This window comes from Methylophilus rhizosphaerae, from assembly GCF_900100975.1.
GTDB classification, from domain to species: domain Bacteria; phylum Pseudomonadota; class Gammaproteobacteria; order Burkholderiales; family Methylophilaceae; genus Methylophilus; species Methylophilus rhizosphaerae.
Genome location: NZ_FNFX01000003.1, coordinates 294,964 through 314,479, shown reverse-complemented (window position 1 = coordinate 314,479; position 19,516 = coordinate 294,964). Strand labels below are relative to the sequence as shown.

22 protein-coding genes are annotated in these 19,516 nt (G+C 50.4%); 12 read left to right on the top strand and 10 right to left on the bottom strand.

The annotated features are described in order from the left end of the window. Positions 1–98: 98 nt before the first annotated feature. Both BLP53_RS08385 and BLP53_RS08380 read right to left on the bottom strand, forming a co-directional pair. Entirely contained in the window at positions 99–842 is a 744-nt protein-coding gene (locus BLP53_RS08385) for a hypothetical protein (protein ID WP_091471707.1), read from the bottom strand. A 48-nt stretch (positions 843–890) separates the two neighbouring features. Beyond that, the gene (locus BLP53_RS08380) at positions 891–1,430 is read right to left on the bottom strand and encodes a DUF4755 domain-containing protein (RefSeq protein WP_091471706.1); all 540 of its coding nucleotides are present in this window, start codon (positions 1,428–1,430) and stop codon (positions 891–893) included. Positions 1,431–1,549: 119 nt separating this feature from the next. On the opposite strand from BLP53_RS08380, the gene BLP53_RS08375 reads away from it, so the two are divergent. After that, on the top strand, positions 1,550–1,729 hold the full coding sequence (locus tag BLP53_RS08375; protein WP_091471919.1) for a helix-turn-helix domain-containing protein: 180 nt from the start codon (positions 1,550–1,552) through the stop codon (positions 1,727–1,729). 97 nt (positions 1,730–1,826) lie between these two features. On the opposite strand, the gene pepN is transcribed toward BLP53_RS08375, so the two are convergent. Next, positions 1,827–4,433 carry an aminopeptidase N gene (gene pepN / locus BLP53_RS08370; RefSeq protein ID WP_091471705.1) on the bottom strand — a complete coding sequence of 869 codons (2,607 nt, stop codon included), beginning with the start codon at positions 4,431–4,433 and terminating at the stop codon, positions 1,827–1,829. Positions 4,434–4,600: 167 nt separating this feature from the next. Here pepN and BLP53_RS08365 point away from each other — a divergent pair, with 167 nt between their 5' ends. Together BLP53_RS08365 and BLP53_RS08360 are read left to right on the top strand one after the other, a co-directional pair. Further along, entirely contained in the window at positions 4,601–4,888 is a 288-nt protein-coding gene (locus tag BLP53_RS08365; RefSeq protein ID WP_091471704.1) for a BrnT family toxin, read from the top strand. Continuing rightward, positions 4,854–5,132, top strand: a complete 279-nt coding sequence (locus BLP53_RS08360; protein ID WP_091471703.1) for a BrnA antitoxin family protein — start codon at positions 4,854–4,856, stop codon at positions 5,130–5,132. Before BLP53_RS08365 ends, BLP53_RS08360 begins: the two co-directional genes overlap by 35 nt. A gap of 72 nt (positions 5,133–5,204) precedes the next feature. Here BLP53_RS08360 and BLP53_RS08355 read toward each other — a convergent pair whose 3' ends face one another. The 4 genes from BLP53_RS08355 to tkt all read right to left on the bottom strand — a co-directional run bounded on the left by BLP53_RS08355 (position 5,205) and on the right by tkt (position 8,343). Continuing rightward, positions 5,205–5,543, bottom strand: coding sequence for a zinc ribbon domain-containing protein YjdM (locus BLP53_RS08355; RefSeq protein WP_091471702.1), 339 nt, complete (start codon positions 5,541–5,543; stop codon positions 5,205–5,207). Between the two features lie 121 nt (positions 5,544–5,664). Beyond that, complete coding sequence (locus tag BLP53_RS13925; RefSeq protein WP_091471701.1) at positions 5,665–5,928, bottom strand: type II toxin-antitoxin system RelE family toxin; 264 nt, start codon at positions 5,926–5,928, stop codon at positions 5,665–5,667. Continuing rightward, positions 5,915–6,148 (bottom strand): CopG family transcriptional regulator, encoded by a 234-nt coding sequence (locus tag BLP53_RS08345; RefSeq protein ID WP_091471700.1) that lies wholly within the window; start codon positions 6,146–6,148, stop codon positions 5,915–5,917. The genes BLP53_RS13925 and BLP53_RS08345 overlap by 14 nt, the downstream gene beginning before the upstream one ends. Positions 6,149–6,360: 212 nt before the next feature. Beyond that, a complete protein-coding gene (gene tkt / locus BLP53_RS08340) occupies positions 6,361–8,343 on the bottom strand; it encodes a transketolase (protein WP_091471699.1) in 1,983 nt (660 codons plus the stop codon). Between the two features lie 273 nt (positions 8,344–8,616). Between tkt and fae the strand changes: the two genes are divergently transcribed. Continuing rightward, complete coding sequence (gene fae, locus BLP53_RS08335; RefSeq protein ID WP_091471698.1) at positions 8,617–9,168, top strand: formaldehyde-activating enzyme; 552 nt, start codon at positions 8,617–8,619, stop codon at positions 9,166–9,168. A gap of 38 nt (positions 9,169–9,206) precedes the next feature. On the opposite strand, the gene BLP53_RS08330 is transcribed toward fae, so the two are convergent. Then, a complete protein-coding gene (locus BLP53_RS08330; protein ID WP_091471697.1) occupies positions 9,207–10,127 on the bottom strand; it encodes a LysR substrate-binding domain-containing protein in 921 nt (306 codons plus the stop codon). A gap of 55 nt (positions 10,128–10,182) precedes the next feature. On the opposite strand from BLP53_RS08330, the gene BLP53_RS08325 reads away from it, so the two are divergent. After that, positions 10,183–10,662: a VOC family protein gene (locus BLP53_RS08325; protein WP_218119031.1), complete on the top strand. Its 480-nt coding sequence runs from the start codon at positions 10,183–10,185 to the stop codon at positions 10,660–10,662. Further along, on the top strand, positions 10,649–11,245 hold the full coding sequence (locus BLP53_RS08320) for a glutathione S-transferase family protein (protein ID WP_091471696.1): 597 nt from the start codon (positions 10,649–10,651) through the stop codon (positions 11,243–11,245). Before BLP53_RS08325 ends, BLP53_RS08320 begins: the two co-directional genes overlap by 14 nt. A 24-nt stretch (positions 11,246–11,269) precedes the next feature. Here BLP53_RS08320 and BLP53_RS08315 read toward each other — a convergent pair whose 3' ends face one another. After that, a complete protein-coding gene (locus BLP53_RS08315; protein WP_091471695.1) occupies positions 11,270–12,283 on the bottom strand; it encodes a Gfo/Idh/MocA family protein in 1,014 nt (337 codons plus the stop codon). A gap of 140 nt (positions 12,284–12,423) precedes the next feature. Here BLP53_RS08315 and BLP53_RS08310 point away from each other — a divergent pair, with 140 nt between their 5' ends. Continuing rightward, on the top strand, positions 12,424–13,638 hold the full coding sequence (locus tag BLP53_RS08310; RefSeq protein WP_091471694.1) for an NnrS family protein: 1,215 nt from the start codon (positions 12,424–12,426) through the stop codon (positions 13,636–13,638). A gap of 23 nt (positions 13,639–13,661) precedes the next feature. On the opposite strand, the gene BLP53_RS08305 is transcribed toward BLP53_RS08310, so the two are convergent. Beyond that, entirely contained in the window at positions 13,662–14,213 is a 552-nt protein-coding gene (locus BLP53_RS08305) for a thioredoxin family protein (RefSeq protein ID WP_091471693.1), read from the bottom strand. A 98-nt stretch (positions 14,214–14,311) separates the two neighbouring features. Here BLP53_RS08305 and BLP53_RS08300 point away from each other — a divergent pair, with 98 nt between their 5' ends. The 5 genes from BLP53_RS08300 (at position 14,312) to argA (ending at position 19,487) form a co-directional block, all read left to right on the top strand. Beyond that, positions 14,312–15,046, top strand: a complete 735-nt coding sequence (locus BLP53_RS08300) for a 16S rRNA (uracil(1498)-N(3))-methyltransferase (protein WP_091471917.1) — start codon at positions 14,312–14,314, stop codon at positions 15,044–15,046. Positions 15,047–15,078: 32 nt separating this feature from the next. Continuing rightward, positions 15,079–15,546, top strand: coding sequence for a nuclear transport factor 2 family protein (locus BLP53_RS08295; RefSeq protein ID WP_091471692.1), 468 nt, complete (start codon positions 15,079–15,081; stop codon positions 15,544–15,546). A 20-nt stretch (positions 15,547–15,566) separates the two neighbouring features. Next, complete coding sequence (locus BLP53_RS08290; protein WP_245652724.1) at positions 15,567–16,484, top strand: AEC family transporter; 918 nt, start codon at positions 15,567–15,569, stop codon at positions 16,482–16,484. Positions 16,485–16,628: 144 nt separating this feature from the next. Continuing rightward, on the top strand, positions 16,629–17,801 hold the full coding sequence (gene cfa / locus BLP53_RS08285; RefSeq protein WP_091471690.1) for a cyclopropane fatty acyl phospholipid synthase: 1,173 nt from the start codon (positions 16,629–16,631) through the stop codon (positions 17,799–17,801). Between the two features lie 114 nt (positions 17,802–17,915). After that, positions 17,916–19,487: an amino-acid N-acetyltransferase gene (gene argA, locus BLP53_RS08280; RefSeq protein WP_091471689.1), complete on the top strand. Its 1,572-nt coding sequence runs from the start codon at positions 17,916–17,918 to the stop codon at positions 19,485–19,487. Positions 19,488–19,516 lie beyond the last annotated feature (29 nt).

Genomic DNA, 19,516 nt, shown 5'->3' with positions numbered 1-19,516 from the left:
AAGGAGGCAAACGCCTCCTTTTTAAATAAACTAGTCTCAATCTCTGACAGACATCCTAAAAATTCGGTAATGTCAGATCAGGTCTGAGCTAGGGCAAGTTAGTTGATAGAAATTTGTTCAGCAACAATATCGCCAGAACCTTCACGTAACCTAACAACGCCATCAATACGAATACCATCACAGCGGTTATTACAGTTTGTCAGTAATAGCTTTCTATTCTCTCGTGAGAGTTTTGATATATCTACACCCACCGTAGAGGTATCGTTTCTACTGGTGCCAAGTAATCCTATTTCACCAATGATGGATAAAGCACCAACAACTGAAACTTTTTTCTTGTTAAATGAAGCCATATCAAGCTTAAGGTCTACCAAATCCACATCTTGATATTTAGAATTTACAGGTTGTTTTGCAATTGATTTTTTGACTTCTACTAACCCGTCATTTTCACGACACGTTTTGCCGTTGCCAGAAGGAATTTTTCTTGCGATTGCTTCATCTTCTGGAATTGACACAATATTACCGTCGCCTCTATCCATATAAATATAGAATTCTTTTGTGCCACGGCAGTAGTATTTATTTAGTTTTTTATTCCAGGTAACTTTGTAGTGGAATCCGTCTGGTGTTTCTGATTCCGTATATTTAAAACCATCAGCTGCTGTTATTTCTTTGCTATTAGATTGTTGTTGGGATGTACCCACTTGCTGCCCAATATTTGAAACAGCATTTTTTGCGGAATTTACTGCGTTACCCAGAAGGTCAGAAAAGCTATCTTCTGCAACAACTGGTTGCGATACACCAATTAAAAATAGTGCACCTGTTAGTAATAAATAATTCTGTTTCATAAAAGCCCCAAAAATCAATAGTTATAAATAGGTACCTAATTAACGGGATTATTGCTCGCCAACAAATTGCGCGAAAATTTCCATCCAACGTTTCATCTCTTTTTCAGAACTCATACCAGCGCGCCATTCAGGATTATCAATATCTCTAACCGTGACAAAAAATCCAGATGCTTTTTTATTTTCTCGATTAACGCGTATGTTTTCACCTACAGCTTGCATCCCTGCCTGAAGGCCGACATTGCCGTATGTTCTGATGTGCCCACCTGTGCTTAGGTGATAGCGCCAGCTTCTAATTTCTGAAAACGGGTAGCTTTTAAACAGATTGGGATGCCTTAAATGCAAAACCCTCTCTTTTGTATCAATTGCGATTCCTGAGCAATCAGATTTATTGGTGTATTGGTATTGAGTATTGGCAATTAAACTAAGCCATTCATCTGTAGAGGCTGATTCATTTCTCATTTTTTTGATACCACTCCAAATCAACCACGCCCCCAAACCCATGAATGCCAATCCAAGCAATCCCTGATTTTCTCCAAATAAAATGTATCCAATAAATATTGCGATAAGACCCAAAAATATCTTCAGCACAATTTCCCCCTATAAAAATTTGTATAATATGTGACGATTAGTCCGTGGTCAATTAGTATTCAAAATAGCTTAATTGCTATGTGAATAAAACTGACCTAACAATTAAATTTGGTAATAGGATGAGAGAGCTTCGTAAAGCTAAGGGGCTATCTCAAGAAGATTTTGCAGACTCATGCGAGTTTGATCGCACGTATATAAGTGGGATAGAACGTGGAACTAGAAATCCAACTTTAAAAGCCCTGGAAATTTTAGCTAATGCTTTAGATGTATCTATTGAGAGTTTATTCAAAGGTCTTTAAATTCGCTTGAGGAAGCAAGCTATTACAAACCCGGCTCAAGCGTTACGCAAAAGAAAGGGAGGCAATTGCCTCCCTTTGTTAAACACCTTACAACGCTCTAGCCGTTAAGACTCTTGCTCACTACCTCAAACACATCACTGGATAAATCAGGCGTATCCAGTACGGCCTGTAGCGCTGCTTTCATATGTGCCTGCAACGCCGGTGTGTAGCGCTTCCATTCACGCAATGGCATCACCATACGCGCCGCGATCTGCGGGTTAATCGCATTGAGCTCAATAATGGCATCACGCAGGAAAGCATAGCCTTTACCACTTGGGTCGTGGAATTTCACCGGGTTGTTGATCGCAAATGCGGTATACAACGAACGCACACGATTAGGGTTCTTGATATTGAAATCCGGATGACTACGCAACATGGCGAGATCGTTAAAGATCTGTTCACGGTTGGCAATTGCTTGCAGCGAGAACCATTTATCTACCACCAGCGGATAATTTTTGAAGCGCGCATAGAAATCAGCAAATACCTCTGCACGTTGTGGCTGGCCGCTATCCGATAAACAAGCCAGTGCTGTCACGCGATCTGTCATATTATCTGCCGCATCGTAATGCGCTTTTGAGCGTGAGGCACAACCGGTACCGTTAGTGGTTGTCAGGATTTCCAATACCGCGTGTTGCAAGGCACGGCGGCCCATGGCTTCCGGCGTAATAGAGAAGCTGCCAGTGTTTCGGTTGGCGTCGTACAATGCAGCCAGCGCCTCTTTATGTGCGCTCTTAATCTGTTTGAGGACGGAGGTACGTGCTGCATCAATGGCAGCCGGATCAATCACCGGTAAATACTGACCGATCACGCCTATCATCGGCAAGCTAAGCGCACGTGCCAGCAAGGCTTTATCACCCCGCCCCGCCAAACCCTGTTCAATCAAGATGCCGACATCTGCAATAAATTGGCTGATATCAGCTTGTGAATCAGCCATCACGCGCTGGATAGTGCGCAAGGCCAACGTCTGGCCCGCTTCCCATTTGTTAAAGCCGTCAGTGTCATGCACTTGCAGTAAACGCAGATCATCGTCACTCAAATCGGTTTCCAGTTTCACAGGAGCTGAAAAACCACGCAGGATAGAAGGCACAGGCTTGCCAGGCAAATCAATGAAAGTGAATGTTTGCTCTCGTGCAGTGACTTCCAGCACGTGGGTTGGCAGAATCTCTTTACCATTGGCATCCAGCAAACCTAGCGCGACAGGAATATGCAGCGACTGCTTGTCGGTTTGCCCCGGTGTATCCGGTTGTGACTGCCTGAAGGTCAGGGTGTAGCTTTGCTGCGCAGCGTCATACTGGCTGCTGACTTGCAGTGTCGGCGTTCCGGCCTGTTTATACCAGCGGAAGAATTGCGACAGATCGCGACCAGACGCATCGGCCATACATTGCACAAAATCGTCGCAAGTCACAGCGTGGCCGTCATAACGGTCAAAATACAAATCAGTGGCTTTGCGGAAAGTCTCTGCACCCAGCAAAGTATGTTGCATGCGGATCAACTCGGCGCCTTTGTCATAAATGGTCTTGGTGTAGAAGTTGCTGATCTCGATAAACTGATCAGGCTGCACCGAGTGCGCTAGCGGGCTGCCATCTTCGGGGAATTGCAAGCGACGCAGACTATTCACATCATCAATCCGCAACACCGCGCGCGAATTCAAATCGGCGCTGAATTCCTGGTCGCGGAATACTGTAAAACCCTCTTTAAGTGACAATTGGAACCAGTCACGGCAAGTCACGCGGTTACCGGTCCAGTTATGGAAGTACTCGTGACCAATCACGCCTTCCACACTCATAAAATCGCTGTCGGTCGCGGTTTCCTGATGCGCCAATACCAGCGCTGTATTGAAGATATTGAGCGAGGTGTTTTCCATCGCGCCCATATTAAAATCGCTCACCGCGACAATATTAAACAGCTCCAGCTGATATTCGCGGCCATAGACTTCTTCGTCCCACTTCATGGACTTTTTCAGTGATTCCATGGCATGGCTGCATTGGCTTTCGTCGCCCGAACGCACATAGATATGCAAATCTACTTTGCGACCCGTCATGGTCGTAAACGTATCCGCCACGCGCTCCAAATCACCTGCCACTAGCGCAAACAAATAACAAGGTTTGGGGAAAGGGTCATGCCAGACGGTGTAATGACGGCCATCGGCCAACTTGCCAGAGTCCTGCAAATTGCCGTTAGAAAGCAATACCGGATACGCCTTGGCATCAGCCTCAATGCGCACGGTAAACACGCTCAATACATCCGGGCGATCCTGGTAATACGTAATGCGCCTGAAGCCTTCCGCCTCGCACTGCGTGCAGTACGTGCCCTGTGATTGGTACAAACCTTCCAGCGCCGTATTCGCTGCTGGGTCAATCTCGCTGATGATGGTGAGCGTGAACTCATCACCCGGATTAGCGATGGTCATTTGCCCATCAGCCACGGTGTAATCGCTCAATGGTTGACCATTCTTTGCCACGGACAAAATAGTCTGGTCTTCACCATCCAGTACCAAATCATGAGAAGCACCCGCCGAATTTTTCACATACTTCACTTCAGACGTGACAATGGTTTTTCCCGGCAACAGGTTAAAACTCAAATTCACCTGCTTGGCCAGGTATGGTGCTGGTGTGTAGTCTTTGAGATAAATGGTTTTTGGTGCAACAGCGTTTTCGGTTCGCATGGATTTACCTGAGATTTTTAGAGTTAAGTAGCGATTATATTTGAGAGTGGCAGTTGTGGAATTGGTTTAGTCCCACGCCTATCAAAATGTTTTAATAACATATATTAATTTATGTTATTTTCATTCATACTCCCCCTTGACTAATAATTTATTGTAATTACAATAATATGAAATTTAGCTACTCTAGACTCAAAAATCTGTCCAATATCCAAAAGCATGGCATCTCTCTAGAGAATGCGAGACTACTAGATTGGAGCTTGATTTTAATTACTGAAGATGCACGAAAGGATTATGGCGAAGTTCGTTTAATTGGATACGCGCCATTAGCCAAGCGTCTTTATTGCATCGTTTATACAGAACGTAGCGAAGTCACTCATATAATCAGTTTGCGAAAAGCAAATGCTCGCGAAGTAAGTAAATATGTCAAAACACGCCAAAACATTAAAAGTAGATAACCTGGAGCTTGAACTGCCCGATGCCGCAGAGGATGCACGTATCAATGCTGGTATTGCAGCCGATCCTGACACGTTTGAATTGAGTGAAGCCCAATTCAAGAAAATGCGCGGCCGACCAGCCGGCAGCAATAAAACATTAGTGCATATCCGGCTGGATAATGATGTGGTGGAGAAATTTAAAGCCACAGGCACGGGATGGCAAACGCGGATTAATGAGGCCTTGAAAAAAGTGAGCCCCGTTTAAATTTACTCTGACCCTAATATTAATTAGGGGCATGGTCTTATGATTACTTTTAATTTATCAATTCTGTAGTCACTAAGCCTTTTTCACAAACTCTGACTTCAACTTCATTGCGCCAAAGCCATCAATCTTGCAGTCGATATCATGATCACCATCGACCAGGCGGATGTTTTTCACTTTAGTGCCCACCTTTACCACTGACGAAGAGCCTTTCACTTTCAGGTCTTTAATCACGGTAATGGTATCGCCGTCTTGCAGCACGTTACCGTTGGCATCTCGTACGACTTTCACCTCTTCTGAATCTGCTGCGGCAACTTTGCTCCACTCGTGCGCACATTCTGGGCAGATATAGTTATCGCCATCTTCGTAGGTGTATTCGGATTGGCATTGTGGGCAGGCTGGGAATGTAGACATGCGGACTTTCTTGTTGCTGATAATAAAACCATATATTCTACATGGTTATTATTAAATGGCCTAGTTAGCCTATTTCGCAGCTACAACAGATGTAAAAAACCGCTTCACAAGGAAGCGGTTTTTAAACCTGGTCATAGACACTTGACCGGTGACCGACTTTGATCACCAGCACTACCAATCTATCATCATGAATTTCATAAACAATACGATACAACCCTTGCCTGACACGGTAACACTCACTCCCTGTTAACTTGATGCATCCCTCCGCGCGAGGACTCTCAGCCAGAGCATTGATACGACTCATGATACGAGCAACATCTTGCCCGGGAATTGTGCGTAAGTCTTTGGCAACAGAAGACTTGAAGCTGACGCTATATTTTGCCATCTTGCTTTAACACTTCGAGCATGGCTTCATAGCTCATTTCCGGCTCATTGGCACGCGCACTAATCGCGGCCAAATCCTCCTGGTCTTCACGCATCAACAATCTTACCGCTTCATCAACCAACTCTGAGAGTGAGCTATGATTGGTGGCAGCTTTAAGGCGCAAAGCTTGATGAATGGCAGGATCAAAATATACCGTTGATCGTTTGGATAATTCAGCCATATTTACTCCTGTCATCATTGAATAGTGACGACATTATAGCATCATAACGTTATAATGCTATTTAAATAAACAGGCGTAAAAAAACCGCTTCACAAGGAAGCGGTTTTTTATGCAGCTACTGTTCTAAATTACAGAACAGATTTCACTGTGTTCACAACATTTTAGCTCCAGCATCACCTAGAGGTTAGCCTTCACTGAAACTTCGTCAACAATTACAGTACGGACTTAACTGTGTTGACTACGTTCTCAACTGTGAAACCGAAGTGTTTGAACAGTGCGCCACCTGGTGCGGATTCGCCGAAGGTATCGATACCAACAACTGCACCTTCCAGACCGACATACTTACGCCAGAAGTCTGGGTGAGCAGCTTCAACAGCCACGCGTTTAACACCTGGAGTCAACACGCTGTCTTTGTATGCCTGGTCTTGGCGGTCGAATACGTTAGTGGATGGCATTGAAACCACACGCACTTTAGTACCGGCTGCGTTCAACTCAGCAGCAGCTTTCACAGCCAGATCCAGCTCTGAACCGTTAGCGATGATGATCACTTGCGCACCAGCAACGTCGGAGAATACGTAGCCACCCTTACGGATTGCATCGAAGTCTTTCGCGTCGTGTTTGATGCCTGGCAAGTTTTGACGAGACAGAACCAAGCTAGTTGGGCCGTCTTTCTTCTCAACTGCAGCAACCCAAGCAACTGTTGTTTCAGTTGCATCAGCTGGACGCCATACGTCCATACGTGGGATGTAACGCAGACCAGAAGTGTTTTCTACTGGTTGGTGAGTTGGGCCATCTTCGCCTTGACCGATAGAGTCATGGGTCAGCACGTAGATCACACGTTGATGCATCAACGCAGACATACGCATACCATTTTTCATGTAGTCAGAGAACATGTGGAATGTACCGCCGAATGGCAAGATGCCACCGTGCAATGCCATACCGTTCATGATGGCTGCCATACCGAATTCACGTACACCGTAAGAGATGTAGTTACCTGGTTTTTTCGCATCTACGTGCACGAAGCTGCCAGTGGAAGTCAGGTTGGAACCAGTCAGGTCAGCGGAACCGCCAACGAATTCTGGCAACAATGGCGCCAAAGCGCCGATCGCGTTTTGTGAAGCTTTACGTGAAGCAACACCTTCCGCTTTTTCGTTGATGGCAGCGATGATCTTGTCTGTTTCTGCCTTCCAGTTAGCTGGCAGTTCGTTGTTCATGCGACGCTTGAACTCTGCAGCTTCAGCCGGGAATGCTTTTTCGTAAGCTGCGAATTTTTCGTTCCAGTCAGCTTCGCGTTTAGCACCCTTCACTTTTTGATCCCAGCCAGCGTATACGTCGGCAGGAATCACGAATGGCTCGTGTGGCCAGCCGATTTCAGCACGTGTAGCAGCAACTTCTGCGTCGCCCAGTGCGGAACCGTGGCAGTCGTGTGAACCGGATTTGTTTGGTGAACCTTTACCGATGATTGTTTTACAGCAAATCAATGAAGGCTTGTCGGTCACTTTCTTGGCTGCGTCGATAGCAGCCTGGATGGCAGCCTGGTCGTGACCGTCAACAGATTGCACGTGCCAGCCATATGCAGTGAAGCGACCTGCTGTGTCGTCTGTATACCAGCCTTCGATGTGGCCGTCGATAGAAATACCGTTGTCATCCCAGAAAGCTACCAGTTTGCCCAGGCCCCATGTACCAGCCAAAGCACAAGCTTCGTGAGAAACGCCTTCCATCATGCAACCATCGCCCAGGAACACGTATGTGTAATGGTCAACGATGTCGTGACCTGGCTTGTTGAACTGGTTAGCCAGCAGTTTTTCTGCCATGGCGAAACCAACGCCATTAGCAATACCCTGACCCAATGGACCAGTCGTGGTTTCAACGCCTGGTGCGTAACCGTATTCCGGGTGACCGGCACAGCGTGAATGCAATTGACGGAAAGTCTTGATGTCGTCAATCGTAACATCGTAACCTGTCAGGTGCAGCAAGGAGTAAATCAGCATGGAGCCATGGCCGTTAGACAACACGAAGCGGTCACGGTTAGCCCATTGTGGGTTGGTTGGATTGTGGCTCAGGTTGTGGTTCCACAATACTTCAGCAATTTCCGCCATGCCCATAGGTGCGCCTGGGTGACCGGAGTTTGCTTTTTGTACAGCGTCCATGCTCAAAGCACGGATGGCATTGCACAAGTCGACACGAGTTGCCATTGTTTTCTCCCAAATGAAAATAAGAGCGGTCTTACACAAAAAGCTGCAAAACCTTGATTGAATTCTTTAAAAAGGGCGCAAAACCTACCCTTTTACGGAAAGGGTAGATTATTCCTGAGAACCCGTTTTTCATCAAGGGTTATGACTATTTAATTCTCGCTACCAGCGGTGGCAAAGACCTGCCAAACCTGGTAAATACCAGCCGACGGATAGCCATGGCCGGCATTTTCCCCTAACATGTAAAAAATACATTGATCCCAAAGGAGTTTGTAAATGTCTGACGATAGAATCATTATGCGTGTCGGTGAAGCCCTGGTAGCAGGCGGTCCTCCCGGTACAGCCGCCGAACCAGAAGTCGCGATTGGTGAAATGAATGGCCCCATGGGTACTGCATTTGCCAACCTGCTTGGCGACCAAGTCAAAGGCCACACCCGCGTACTAGCGATTATGAATACTGATGTCATGGTGCGCCCGGCGACGTTGATGGTCAGCAAGGTCACCGTGAAAGACCCGCGCTATACCAATATTCTGATGGGCACCGTGCAAGGCGCGATTGCCAACGGCGTGCTGGATGCGGTGCGTAGCGGCGATATCCCGAAAGAGAAGGCTAATGACCTGGGCATTATTGTGTCCGTCTGGCTCAGCCCAGCGATTCTGGAACAGGAGAAAATCGACCACAAAGCGCTGTTTGACATTCACCGCGAAGCCACTTTCAAGGCTATCCAGAAAGCTTTGCGCAATGAGCCTAGCATAGACTGGCTGCTGGAAAACCAGGAAAAAATTGTGCACAAGTATTACCAGATGGGCCTCGACGGCAAAATCTAACCGCCATGCGCTCTGCGGGTGTCCCCACTGCTTGCCGGTCAGCGAAATACCAGCGCTGACCGCGCAAACTGGATCAGGGCATGAGTGCGTGCCAGGTAGCGCTTGCTTTGCGGGTAAACAATAGACACCGGCAGGCCCGGCCTCTGGTAATCGGCCAATAGCGTGACCAGCCGGCCAGACTGCAAATGTGCCGCGACCTGATAGGATAAAAACACGCCTACGCCCAATCCTGCCAGGCAATGCTGGATCGCGGCATCAATATCGTTGGTAGTAAAGCGGATCGGTGGCTGCACTTGCACCATCTGTCCATGATCATTAAATTTCCAGTGCTGGCCTTTATTCAGAGCAGTATTCTTGATCCCCATGGCATGGTTTAAATCCGCAGGCACCTGAATCGCCGTATGCTGAGCCAGATATTCCGGGCTGGCGCACACCACGCGCTGTACTTCGCCAATTGGCAGCGCCACCACATCAGGCAAACCGACTCCCCCTATCCTGAAGGCAATATCCACACCGGTTTCCACCAGGTCGGTCAGCATATCCTGTAATAGCAACTGCACAGTCACTTGAGGATGTTGGGCCATAAATGCATTGATCATCGGCATCACGTGCATGCGGCCAAACTGCACGGGCGCAGTGATGACCATATGCCCGGACAACGCCTGCGTACCGCCCTCTTGCGGGTATCCCTTGCGCGCATTCAGGTTCAATGTGAGCGCATCCAGTTCTTTGAGTATGCGCCTGGCATATTCAAGGTAGAGTTCGCCTTCGTTCGTGATATGAATTTTGCGCGTCGTCCGTGTAAACAGCGCAACACCGAGTGTGGCTTCCAGCAAAGCCAGTTGCCTGACCACTGTGGGCGGGGAAACGGACAGCACTTCAGCCGCCGCGGTCAGGCTGCCTTTCTCATGTACCGCCAGCACCAGTTTCATCATGGCAACCTGATCCAATTGCGCCATCCATTACTCCGAAAAATGAATAAATGAACTAATTTATAGCGCATTTATTGCTTATATGGAAGCAATTACACTGGGCAGCATGCATCCAATCACGCCTATGCCCGCCCCTCAAATCACGGATATTGACCATATTGGCATCCGCGTGTCTGACCGCGACATTGCCAAAGCATTTTATGAAGCACTGGGCTTTGTCGAAACCGCTTATTTCAGGGACGGCCAGGCCAATGAAATGGTGAATGCGTCCGGCTTGCGCATCAACCTGATCCTCAATGGTGCCAAACAGCCGCAACGACATAATATCCTGCTGGACGCGCCGGTAAAATATTGTGGCTATACCCATGCCGCCTTTGTCGTGCCCAGTTTGAGTACATTACAGCAATGGCTGGCACAACACGGCATTGCCATTACCGAAGGACCGGTACGTTACGGCCAGCGCAGAATCACGCTGTTTATACGTGACCCGGATGGTAACGTGCTGGAATTTAACGAACTACTGAACCCGACTGATCAGGAGAATCCTCATGAAACTGTATGACCTGGAACTATCCGGCAACTGCTACAAGGTACGCCTGTTTTGCGCACTTGCCGGCATTCCCGTCACCTTGCATCCGGTGGACTTTATGGGGGGCGAACATAAAACTGCCCCGTTCCTGGCCATGAACCCGTTGGGTGAACTACCGATTCTGCAAGATGGTGATGTGCTATTGCGAGACTCGCAGGCGATCCTGGTATACCTGGCAACACAATATGGCGGTGAGGCCTGGTGCCCCAAAGACCCGGCACACTTGGCTGAAGTGATCGCGTGGCTATCTACCGCCGCCAACAATATCCAGCACGGGCCTGCGGACGCCAGACTCATTGAGCTGTTTGGCTATCCGCTGGATAAGGCATCCACCGTGGCGCAAAGTGATTTTATCCTGCCGGTGTTTGAAGCACAGCTCAGCCGGCATGACTGGCTGGTACTTAACCGCCCCACCATCGCCGACATTGCCAACTTTCCCTATATCGCCCTGGCACACCAAGGCGGCATTTCACTGGCAGCCTATCCGGCCATCCGTCAGTGGATGACACGCATCCAGGCACTGCCTAACTTTATCGGTATGCCTGCGATCGATTAATCACCCAATCGGGTACCAGCCAAATCATTCGCTCAGTGCCGATATCACGGCTTCGATGGTGCGGCAATTGCCTTTTGCATCATCGAAAGTGAGTAATGGCGCTTTGCCATTGAGCACACAATCACTGAAATGTTCGATTTCAAGATTAAAGTGGTTGGCTTTGGGTAGTATCAGTGTTTCTGACTTACCGCCCGCCTCCCAGCTGATGACAGGGTCATCACCGGGGTACGCCCACATATTGTGGCATTTGATCCAGCCTTTATCGCCGATGATTTCATATTCGGCTTTACGGCCACGTTCAAAGCTCACGTCAAAATGGCCAAAACGCGCACGACCTTGTGCATCCGGGCCGAAATCGAGGATACCGCTGGCGACCACATCCGCACCATGGTCATTCAGCTTGCCATACGCCACTACATTTTTTGGCTCAGCGGGCACGCCATTATTCTGGAAACACCAGCGCAAGGCGTGAATCGCATACGGGCCGATATCCCACATCGCGCCACCGCCATGCACCATATCGCGGTTAATGCGGTACATGCGCGCAGGCGCCATCAGGAAGGAAAAACTGGCGCGACAGGACAATACATCACCAATCAAGCCGCTATCAATCAATTGCTGGACTTTGGCGTGCTGGGGATGGAAACGGTACATAAAGCCTTCCATCACCTTCACGCCTTTGGCTTTTGCCGCAGCTTCAATCCTGGCAATCTCCGCCAGACTGGTCGTCATCGGCTTTTCAATCAGGACATGCTTGCCAGCACTAATCGCTTTAAGCGCCCACTCAGCGTGTTCCTCATTCGCCATCGGGCAATACACGGCCTGTACGTTTTCGTCGTGCAGCAGGCTTTGCATATCGTCGTAACAAGTCACGCCGCTGATATTAGGGGCATATTTATCCAGTGTCGCTTTAGCAGCACCGGGACGGCGGCTGGCAATCGCTACCAGTTGTGCATTCGTGGCTTCAACAATCGCTGGTAACAACCGTTCATTGACGCGGGCGGCACCTAAAATGCCCCAGTTAAGTTTTGCAGTCATCGCTCTCTTCCATTTCTGAGTATTTTAAATTGTACGTATTCGGCGCATGATGTCTACCTGATTTGCGCTAGCGCAAATGCGCTGGCATGGTTTGCCGCTATTATTTGTGACGTTTGCCTGCAAAGTTAGAAAGGAGTCGCATGCAGCAGTTCATCCAGATTTCCCCGCCCAGCCATAAAGCACCACCACATGGCTTTGCCTTGCTGAATCTCGGCTTTCGTCCTTTCTTCCTGTTCGCGGCAGCGTTTGCCGCCATTTCCATGACTGTCTGGATGTGGAAGTATCTTCATTTTACCTTGCCGCCACTGTTCTATGTATCGGCGTCCCAGTGGCATGCACATGAAATGCTGTACGGCTTTGCGTTTGCTGTCATCGCCGGCTTCTTGCTGACGGCAGTCAAGAACTGGACCGGGGTCGCAACACTGCAAGGCTGGCCTTTACTGGGCCTGCTTCTCTGCTGGGCCGGTGCGCGCAGTCTGATGCTGTTCGCCCCCGAATGGGCCCTGATCGCAGCCGGGCTGGATATGCTATTCAACCTGTGGCTGATTCTGGCCGTCGCACTGCCCATTATCAAAGTGAAACAGTGGCGGCAACTGGGTGTCCTGTCAAAAGTGATATTCCTGACCTTGGGTAATATGGCGTTTTATGCACAAGCACTTGGATGGACAGCCAGCGGCGCGCGTGCCGCATTGTGGGTTGGCCTGTTGCTGAATATCAGCCTGATCATGGTCATCAGCCGCCGCATCCTGCCGGGATTTATCGAACGTGGGGTGAAAGCAGACGTGACGCTGAAAAACGCCAGTTGGCTGGATAACTTGTTAATGCTGGCGCTGGTAGTGCTGTTACTCAATCTGCTGACGGTTGAATCCGCCACCACCAATATCATACTGGGCCTGGCCATTGGCATGGGCAGCAGCCTGCGTCTGTGGCGCTGGCACACGGCGGGACTCTGGCAAGTGCCGTTGCTGTGGAGCTTTTACTGCGGATTATGGCTGATCAATGCCGGATTTTTCATGTTTGCGCTCAGCGCAATGGAAAATAGTATTTCCCCCATTTTTGCCATTCATTGCTGGGCCATTGGTGGCATAGGCGTGATTACCCTGGCGATGATGGCACGCGTATCCCTGGGGCACACCGGCCGCAATATTCACGCGCCACCCCGCAGCGTTTCCTGGATATTTGGCCTGTGTATCGCCGCCGCACTTTGTCGGGTGTTCCTGCCTTTGCTGCTACCCGAGAGCTACCGCTTGTCGGTGATGCTGGCCGCCACCTGCTGGATTGCCGCGTTCACGTGGTTCTGTATCGTGTACTGGCCGATACTGAGCAAGTCACGGATTGATGGCTCACCAGGTTAATGATGATCAAATGGAAAGTGCAATCATGCTTTCCATTTAATGGAGCAACCAATACTTGCCACCTGCGACTGAGGCCCCTGCCCGGTTTCAGCGACCTGTTTCATTGCCTTGAATAAATCGCGTGTGCTTTCCGGTGCCGTCTCCTTGCGGCTTTCATCAAAACGGCCACGGTATTGCAGTTCGAAGTGTTGATTGAATCCAAAGAAATCCGGCGTACACACCGCATCATAGGCTTTGGCAACTTGCTGCGTTTCATCCAGCAGGTACGGAAACGGGAAGGCCATTTCCTCCGCGATTCTTTTCATGTTTTCCGGACTGTCTTCCGGGTAATCGGCAGGATCGTTGGACATAATGGCGACCGTGTTCACACCCAGCGCCTTCAACTCCTCTATATCATCAATCAGGCGCGGCAGGATCGCTTTCACATACGGGCAATGGTTGCAGATAAACATCACCAGCAAGCCATTGGGGCCCATGCTGTCTTTGAGGTTGACCCATTTGCCATTGACGTCGGGCAGGTTGAATTCAGGCGCTTTCCAGCCAAAATCACATACCGGGGGACTAATACTCGCCATTGCATTTACTCCAGCAGATAAACATCAAACCAGTATGGTACGCCATTAAGTCACAGGCGTGAATGTCAGCCGCCGGCCATTTTGGTTACAATGCCAGCATGAGTAATTTACGATTTTACAGCCCGGCACAGCTCAATATCGGTGACACGGCCGCCTTGAGCGAAAATGCCTCTGCACATGCCATCCGGGTCATGCGCCTCAAAACAGGAGATACGCTGACCTTGTTTTGCGGCGATGGCTTTGACTACGAATGCGCGCTGACGCATAGCGAGAAAAAAGTCACCTATGCAAAAGTATTAAGCCGCACCGCCGTGAATAATGAATCGCCCCTGGTTATCCGCCTGTTGCAAGGTATTTCCAGCGGTGACCGCATGGATTACACCATCCAGAAAGCGGTCGAACTGGGAGTGACAGAAATTTACCCGCTCAGCACTGAGCGCTGCGTGACCAAACTCAGCGGGGATCGTGCCGAAAAACGTGTAGAGCACTGGCAAGGTGTCGCGATTGCTGCCTGTGAGCAAAGCGGACGTACCATCGTACCGCAAGTGCATCCCCCACTTACCCTGGTGCAATGGCTGAACCAGCACACGGTATCCGGGTGCCTGAACCTGTTACTCAACCCGGTGGGTGCCAAACGGCTGGCAACGCTGGACAAACCTGAGCACCCAATTCATTTGCTGATTGGCCCTGAAGGCGGGTTAAGCCCGGGCGAGATTGAACTCGCAACACAACACCATTTCCAATCCATCGTGCTCGGCCCGAGAATCTTGCGTACTGAAACTGCCGCGCTCACCGCCATCGCCAGCATGCAATCATTGTGGGGCGATTTTTAAGCTATCTCATTCATTAGCCAAGGAGTCTTCAAATGGAAGCCAAACCACCGTTGCCACCTTTCACACTCGCAACCGCCATACAGAAAGTACGCATGGCAGAAGATGCCTGGAACAGCCGCGATCCGGATCGCGTGATCCAGGTATATACCGAAGATACCATCTGGCGTAACCGCGCCGAATTCCCAAGCGGACGCCAGGAGGTACATGCTTTCCTGGCACGCAAATGGGTACGGGAACTGGATTATCGCCTGATCAAGGAAATCTGGGCATTTCTGGATAACAAAATCGCCGTGCGTTTTGCCTACGAATGGCACGACGATGCCGGACAATGGTACCGCAGCTACGGCAATGAAAACTGGATGTTCAATGATGCCGGCCTCATGATGCGGCGTCATGCCAGCATCAACGATTTACCGATCAGTGAAGCTGACCGCAAGTTTTTCTGGCCACTGGGCAGGCGCCCGGATGACCATCCTGGCCTGACCGACCTGGGGCTATAAACCAGTCCATGATTGAAGTGATGTTACAAATGGCGCTGCTGATCGCCGCCGGCATTCTCTGGCAGCGCCTGGCGCCCGGCCATATGCCGGCACTTTCACACCGCAAGGCACTCACCGACCTGGTGTTTTATCTGCTGCTACCGGCCATGGTCGTCAATATTCTCTGGCAGGCACCCCTGGATGCGGATACCTTCAGTATCCAGCTGACTGCCCTTTCCAGGCTGGCCACGGCAGCGTTGCTGATGTGGCTAGTCCTGCAGGTTCTCAAGCGCTTCCTGCTCCTCTCACGCGCGCAACAGGGCGCACTGATGCTGGCGGCCACCTTTCCCAATGCTACCTATCTGGGCCTGCCGGTCACCAGCGAAGTGCTCGGCGACTGGGCGCAGGAAATGGTACTGAAGTTCGACTTGTTCGCCTGTACACCCGTTTTATTATCGCTGGGCATGCTGATGGCCCAGGCTTATGGTCAAAACGAAAAGCGTTTAAATCCATGGCGTGAGCTGGTACGCGTGCCACCACTGTGGGCACTCGTGATTGCCTGCATCCTCAACCTGGCACAGGTACCGCAGCCCGAAATGATAGGCCATGCACTGCATACCCTGGCAGGTGGCGTGGTACCGTTGATGCTGATTGCATTAGGCATGAGCATACGCTGGGATACCTTTAAGCTGGCGTTACTACCTACCCTGCTACCGGTATGCATCATAGGCTTACTGCTGGCGCCTCTTGTCGCCATGATGGTGGCACAAGGATTGGGGCTAGGTGGCCACACGCTGACGGCAGTGACGTTGTTAAGCGCCATGCCAACCATGGTATTTGGCGTTATCATCTGCGAACGCTACCAGCTGGATGGCGCACTCTACGCAGCGGCGGTTTTCTCTACCACCCTGTTGAGTATCGCCACCCTGCCAGCCTGGCTCCAGATACTCTCCCGCTAAAAAGGCCGCCGCGCGCCACCAGCGTCCGGAACCTTTGGTCAACGCTGATATCTGTTATATGATAAGAGTTCAGTCATTGGCCATTGCCTTTAACATGGCTAATCCTTTGTGATCTGTATGCGTTTTGGAGGAGTCTTACCCGCGATGCCAAAAACTACCATCAATCATTACGCGGAGCACCCGCCGGCACCGCCGGAAACCCTGGTCAGGCTGCTCGCCACCACCGGCATTACCATTAACGGCGATGCACCATGGGATGTACAGGTGTACGACGAAAGCGTCTACCGCGACGTCTTGACCCGTGGCACGCTCGGATTCGGGCAGGCTTACATAGAAGGCCGCTGGGACTGCAACAGGCTGGACGAATTTTTCCACCGCGTCATGCGGGCCGATATCGACGAACAACTCGGTGGCTGGGGCAAACTGCAATTACTTGGCGATGTCCTGCGCCATGCCCTGTTCAATCTGCAAACAAAAAAACGCGCCTACCAGGTCGCACAACAGCATTACGACATCGGCAATGACGTGTTCGAAGCCATGCTGGATTCCAGCATGAGTTATTCGTGTGCTTACTGGGAACATGCCCGTACCCTGGAAGAAGCGCAGCAAGCCAAACTGGAGATGATCTGCCGCAAACTGGATCTGCGGCCCGGTGAACGTGTGCTGGAAATCGGCTGTGGCTGGGGCGGGCTGGCGAAATACATGGCACAACACTACCAGGTTGAGGTTGTCGGCATTACCGTCTCCGTGGAGCAACAGGCCCTGGCCAGGGAGCGCTGTGCCGGTCTTTCTGTCGATATCCAGCTGATGGATTATCGCGAACTGCAGGGTAAGTTCGACAAGATTGTCTCGGTCGGCATGTTCGAGCATGTTGGCCCGAAAAATTACCCGGTGTATTTTGAAACCGCCCACCGCCTGCTCAAGGATAACGGCCTGTTTTTACTGCACACCATAGGCAACCACAAAACCGCGCTGTATACCGATGCCTGGATAGACCGCTATATTTTCCCCAATGGCAAACTGCCTTCCGCAAATGAGATTACCCACGCCATTGAGAAAAAATTCCTGATTGAAGACTGGCATAATTTCGGTCCGGATTATGACCGAACACTCATGGCCTGGTGGGATAAATTCAACCGCGCCTGGCCAGAACTGCAGTTCAAATACGATGAAAGTTTTTACCGTATGTGGCGCTATTACCTGATGTGTTGTGCCGGCTACTTCCGCTCGCGGCAAGGCCAGTTATGGCAAGTCGTACTGAGCAAACGGCAGAGCAACCGTCTTTATCGTTCAATACGCCCAACTTCTGCCCACTGACGGGGCGCTGACCACAGATATTTTGTTATGACGACTTCGGTCGTCATTTTTTTAATTTGCACATTAAATATAAAATGATTTATTATTTTGCGAAATAAACTGATAAATAATTAAATGATCGGCTCAAATATAAGAAATTTGCGTAAATCGCAAAATTTAACCCTGCAACAACTGGCCGCTCGCATAGGCACGGATACCAGTAACCTCTCCAGGATTGAGCGGGGAGAAATAGGCATTTCCGAAACACTGCTACGTGCCACCGCCCAAGCACTAAGTACAACGCCAGGACGTTTGTATGATGCCGATCTCCCCCCCAGCAACCTGACCAACACGCCACCGGCCATTATTTCCAAAGCCAACAGCAAAGAATTCGTGCACTGGTTCCGCTCTGCCGCGCCCTATATCCATGCGTTCGGTGGCAGTACTTTCGTGATTGCGTTTGGCGGGGAAGTGGTCAGTGAACAGCAATTCGTCGCGTTATCGCATGACCTGAACCTGCTGGCCAGCCTGGAAGTCCGCCTGGTACTGGTACATGGTGCCCGTCCGCAAATCGAGCAGCGGTTAAAACGCGATCACCTGGTGCCAAAAATGCACAATGGCTTGCGCATCACTGATGACACGGCGATGGAAGCCGTGAAAGAAGCCAATGGCACCGTCCGGGTCGAAATTGAGTCACTGCTCTCCATGGGCATTGCCAATTCGCCCATGGCAGGCAGCGATATCCGGGTGGCCAGCGGCAACTTTGTCACGGCAAAACCCCTGGGCGTACGCGATGGGGTTGATCTGCAACACACCGGTGAAGTGCGCAAGATTGATGCCATTGGCATCCAGAAGCGGCTGGATGATGGCGAGTTAGTGCTGCTGTCGCCCATGGGCTATTCGCCGACCGGCGAAATCTTCAACCTGACATTGGAAGATGTCGCGGTCAGTGCCGCCATTGCGCTGGATGCAGAAAAACTGATTTTCCTCATGGGTTCGGAAGGCGTGCATAACCTGCGTGGTGAGCTATTGCGCGAGATGACCTCGGCCAAAGCCAAAAACCTGCTGCGTAACGTGCAGGAAAGCGATGAGCCCATCCACTTCTCCGAAGATGTGAATTATTACCTGCCCGCCGCCGTACGCGCCTGCGAACATGGCGTAGCGCGGACCCATTTAATTTCCAGGCATATTGATGGCGCCATTATCCAGGAGCTGTTCACGCTGCAAGGCATAGGCACCATGATTACCGAGTTGCCGCTGGAAACCATGCGCCAGGCCAATATCGATGATGTCGGCGGCATCCTGATGCTGATAGAGCCGCTGGAAAATGAAGGCATCCTGGTACGGCGCGGGCGCGAACGCATCGAAATGGAAATCAACTATTTCTATGTCATGGAACACGATAACCGCGTCATTGGCTGTGCCGCGCTTTACCCGTTTGCCGGCGACAAAATGGTGGAATTTGCCTGCCTGGCGATAGACCCGGCCTATCGCGGTGGCGGACGCGGTGACAAGCTGTTCAATTATTGCCAGGAGCAGGCAAAAGCCATGGGCTACAAACGGCTGTTCTGCCTGACGACGCGCACCGAACACTGGTTCCTGGAGCGCGGCTTCACCGAACAGAATGTGGACCAGTTACCACAGGAAAAGCAGCAACTGTATAACTTCCAGCGCAAGTCCAAGGTATTCGCAAAACCACTCGCCTGATGCTGCTGGTGGCTGGCACATCCTCAGCC

Bases quoted from the DNA above. Each gene is read 5' to 3' on its own strand.
- BLP53_RS08385 (WP_091471707.1), bottom strand. From the start codon at position 842: ATGAAACAGAATTATTTATTACTAACAGGTGCACTATTTTTAATTGGT.
- BLP53_RS08375 (WP_091471919.1), top strand. From the start codon at position 1,550: ATGAGAGAGCTTCGTAAAGCTAAGGGGCTATCTCAAGAAGATTTTGCA.
- pepN (WP_091471705.1), bottom strand. From the start codon at position 4,433: ATGCGAACCGAAAACGCTGTTGCACCAAAAACCATTTATCTCAAAGAC.
- BLP53_RS08365 (WP_091471704.1), top strand. From the start codon at position 4,601: ATGAAATTTAGCTACTCTAGACTCAAAAATCTGTCCAATATCCAAAAG.
- BLP53_RS08360 (WP_091471703.1), top strand. From the start codon at position 4,854: ATGTCAAAACACGCCAAAACATTAAAAGTAGATAACCTGGAGCTTGAA.
- BLP53_RS08355 (WP_091471702.1), bottom strand. From the start codon at position 5,543: ATGTCTACATTCCCAGCCTGCCCACAATGCCAATCCGAATACACCTAC.
- BLP53_RS13925 (WP_091471701.1), bottom strand. From the start codon at position 5,928: ATGGCAAAATATAGCGTCAGCTTCAAGTCTTCTGTTGCCAAAGACTTA.
- BLP53_RS08345 (WP_091471700.1), bottom strand. From the start codon at position 6,148: ATGGCTGAATTATCCAAACGATCAACGGTATATTTTGATCCTGCCATT.
- tkt (WP_091471699.1), bottom strand. From the start codon at position 8,343: ATGGCAACTCGTGTCGACTTGTGCAATGCCATCCGTGCTTTGAGCATG.
- fae (WP_091471698.1), top strand. From the start codon at position 8,617: ATGTCTGACGATAGAATCATTATGCGTGTCGGTGAAGCCCTGGTAGCA.
- BLP53_RS08330 (WP_091471697.1), bottom strand. From the start codon at position 10,127: ATGGCGCAATTGGATCAGGTTGCCATGATGAAACTGGTGCTGGCGGTA.
- BLP53_RS08325 (WP_218119031.1), top strand. From the start codon at position 10,183: ATGGAAGCAATTACACTGGGCAGCATGCATCCAATCACGCCTATGCCC.
- BLP53_RS08320 (WP_091471696.1), top strand. From the start codon at position 10,649: ATGAAACTGTATGACCTGGAACTATCCGGCAACTGCTACAAGGTACGC.
- BLP53_RS08315 (WP_091471695.1), bottom strand. From the start codon at position 12,283: ATGACTGCAAAACTTAACTGGGGCATTTTAGGTGCCGCCCGCGTCAAT.
- BLP53_RS08310 (WP_091471694.1), top strand. From the start codon at position 12,424: ATGCAGCAGTTCATCCAGATTTCCCCGCCCAGCCATAAAGCACCACCA.
- BLP53_RS08305 (WP_091471693.1), bottom strand. From the start codon at position 14,213: ATGGCGAGTATTAGTCCCCCGGTATGTGATTTTGGCTGGAAAGCGCCT.
- BLP53_RS08300 (WP_091471917.1), top strand. From the start codon at position 14,312: ATGAGTAATTTACGATTTTACAGCCCGGCACAGCTCAATATCGGTGAC.
- BLP53_RS08295 (WP_091471692.1), top strand. From the start codon at position 15,079: ATGGAAGCCAAACCACCGTTGCCACCTTTCACACTCGCAACCGCCATA.
- BLP53_RS08290 (WP_245652724.1), top strand. From the start codon at position 15,567: ATGTTACAAATGGCGCTGCTGATCGCCGCCGGCATTCTCTGGCAGCGC.
- cfa (WP_091471690.1), top strand. From the start codon at position 16,629: ATGCCAAAAACTACCATCAATCATTACGCGGAGCACCCGCCGGCACCG.
- argA (WP_091471689.1), top strand. From the start codon at position 17,916: ATGATCGGCTCAAATATAAGAAATTTGCGTAAATCGCAAAATTTAACC.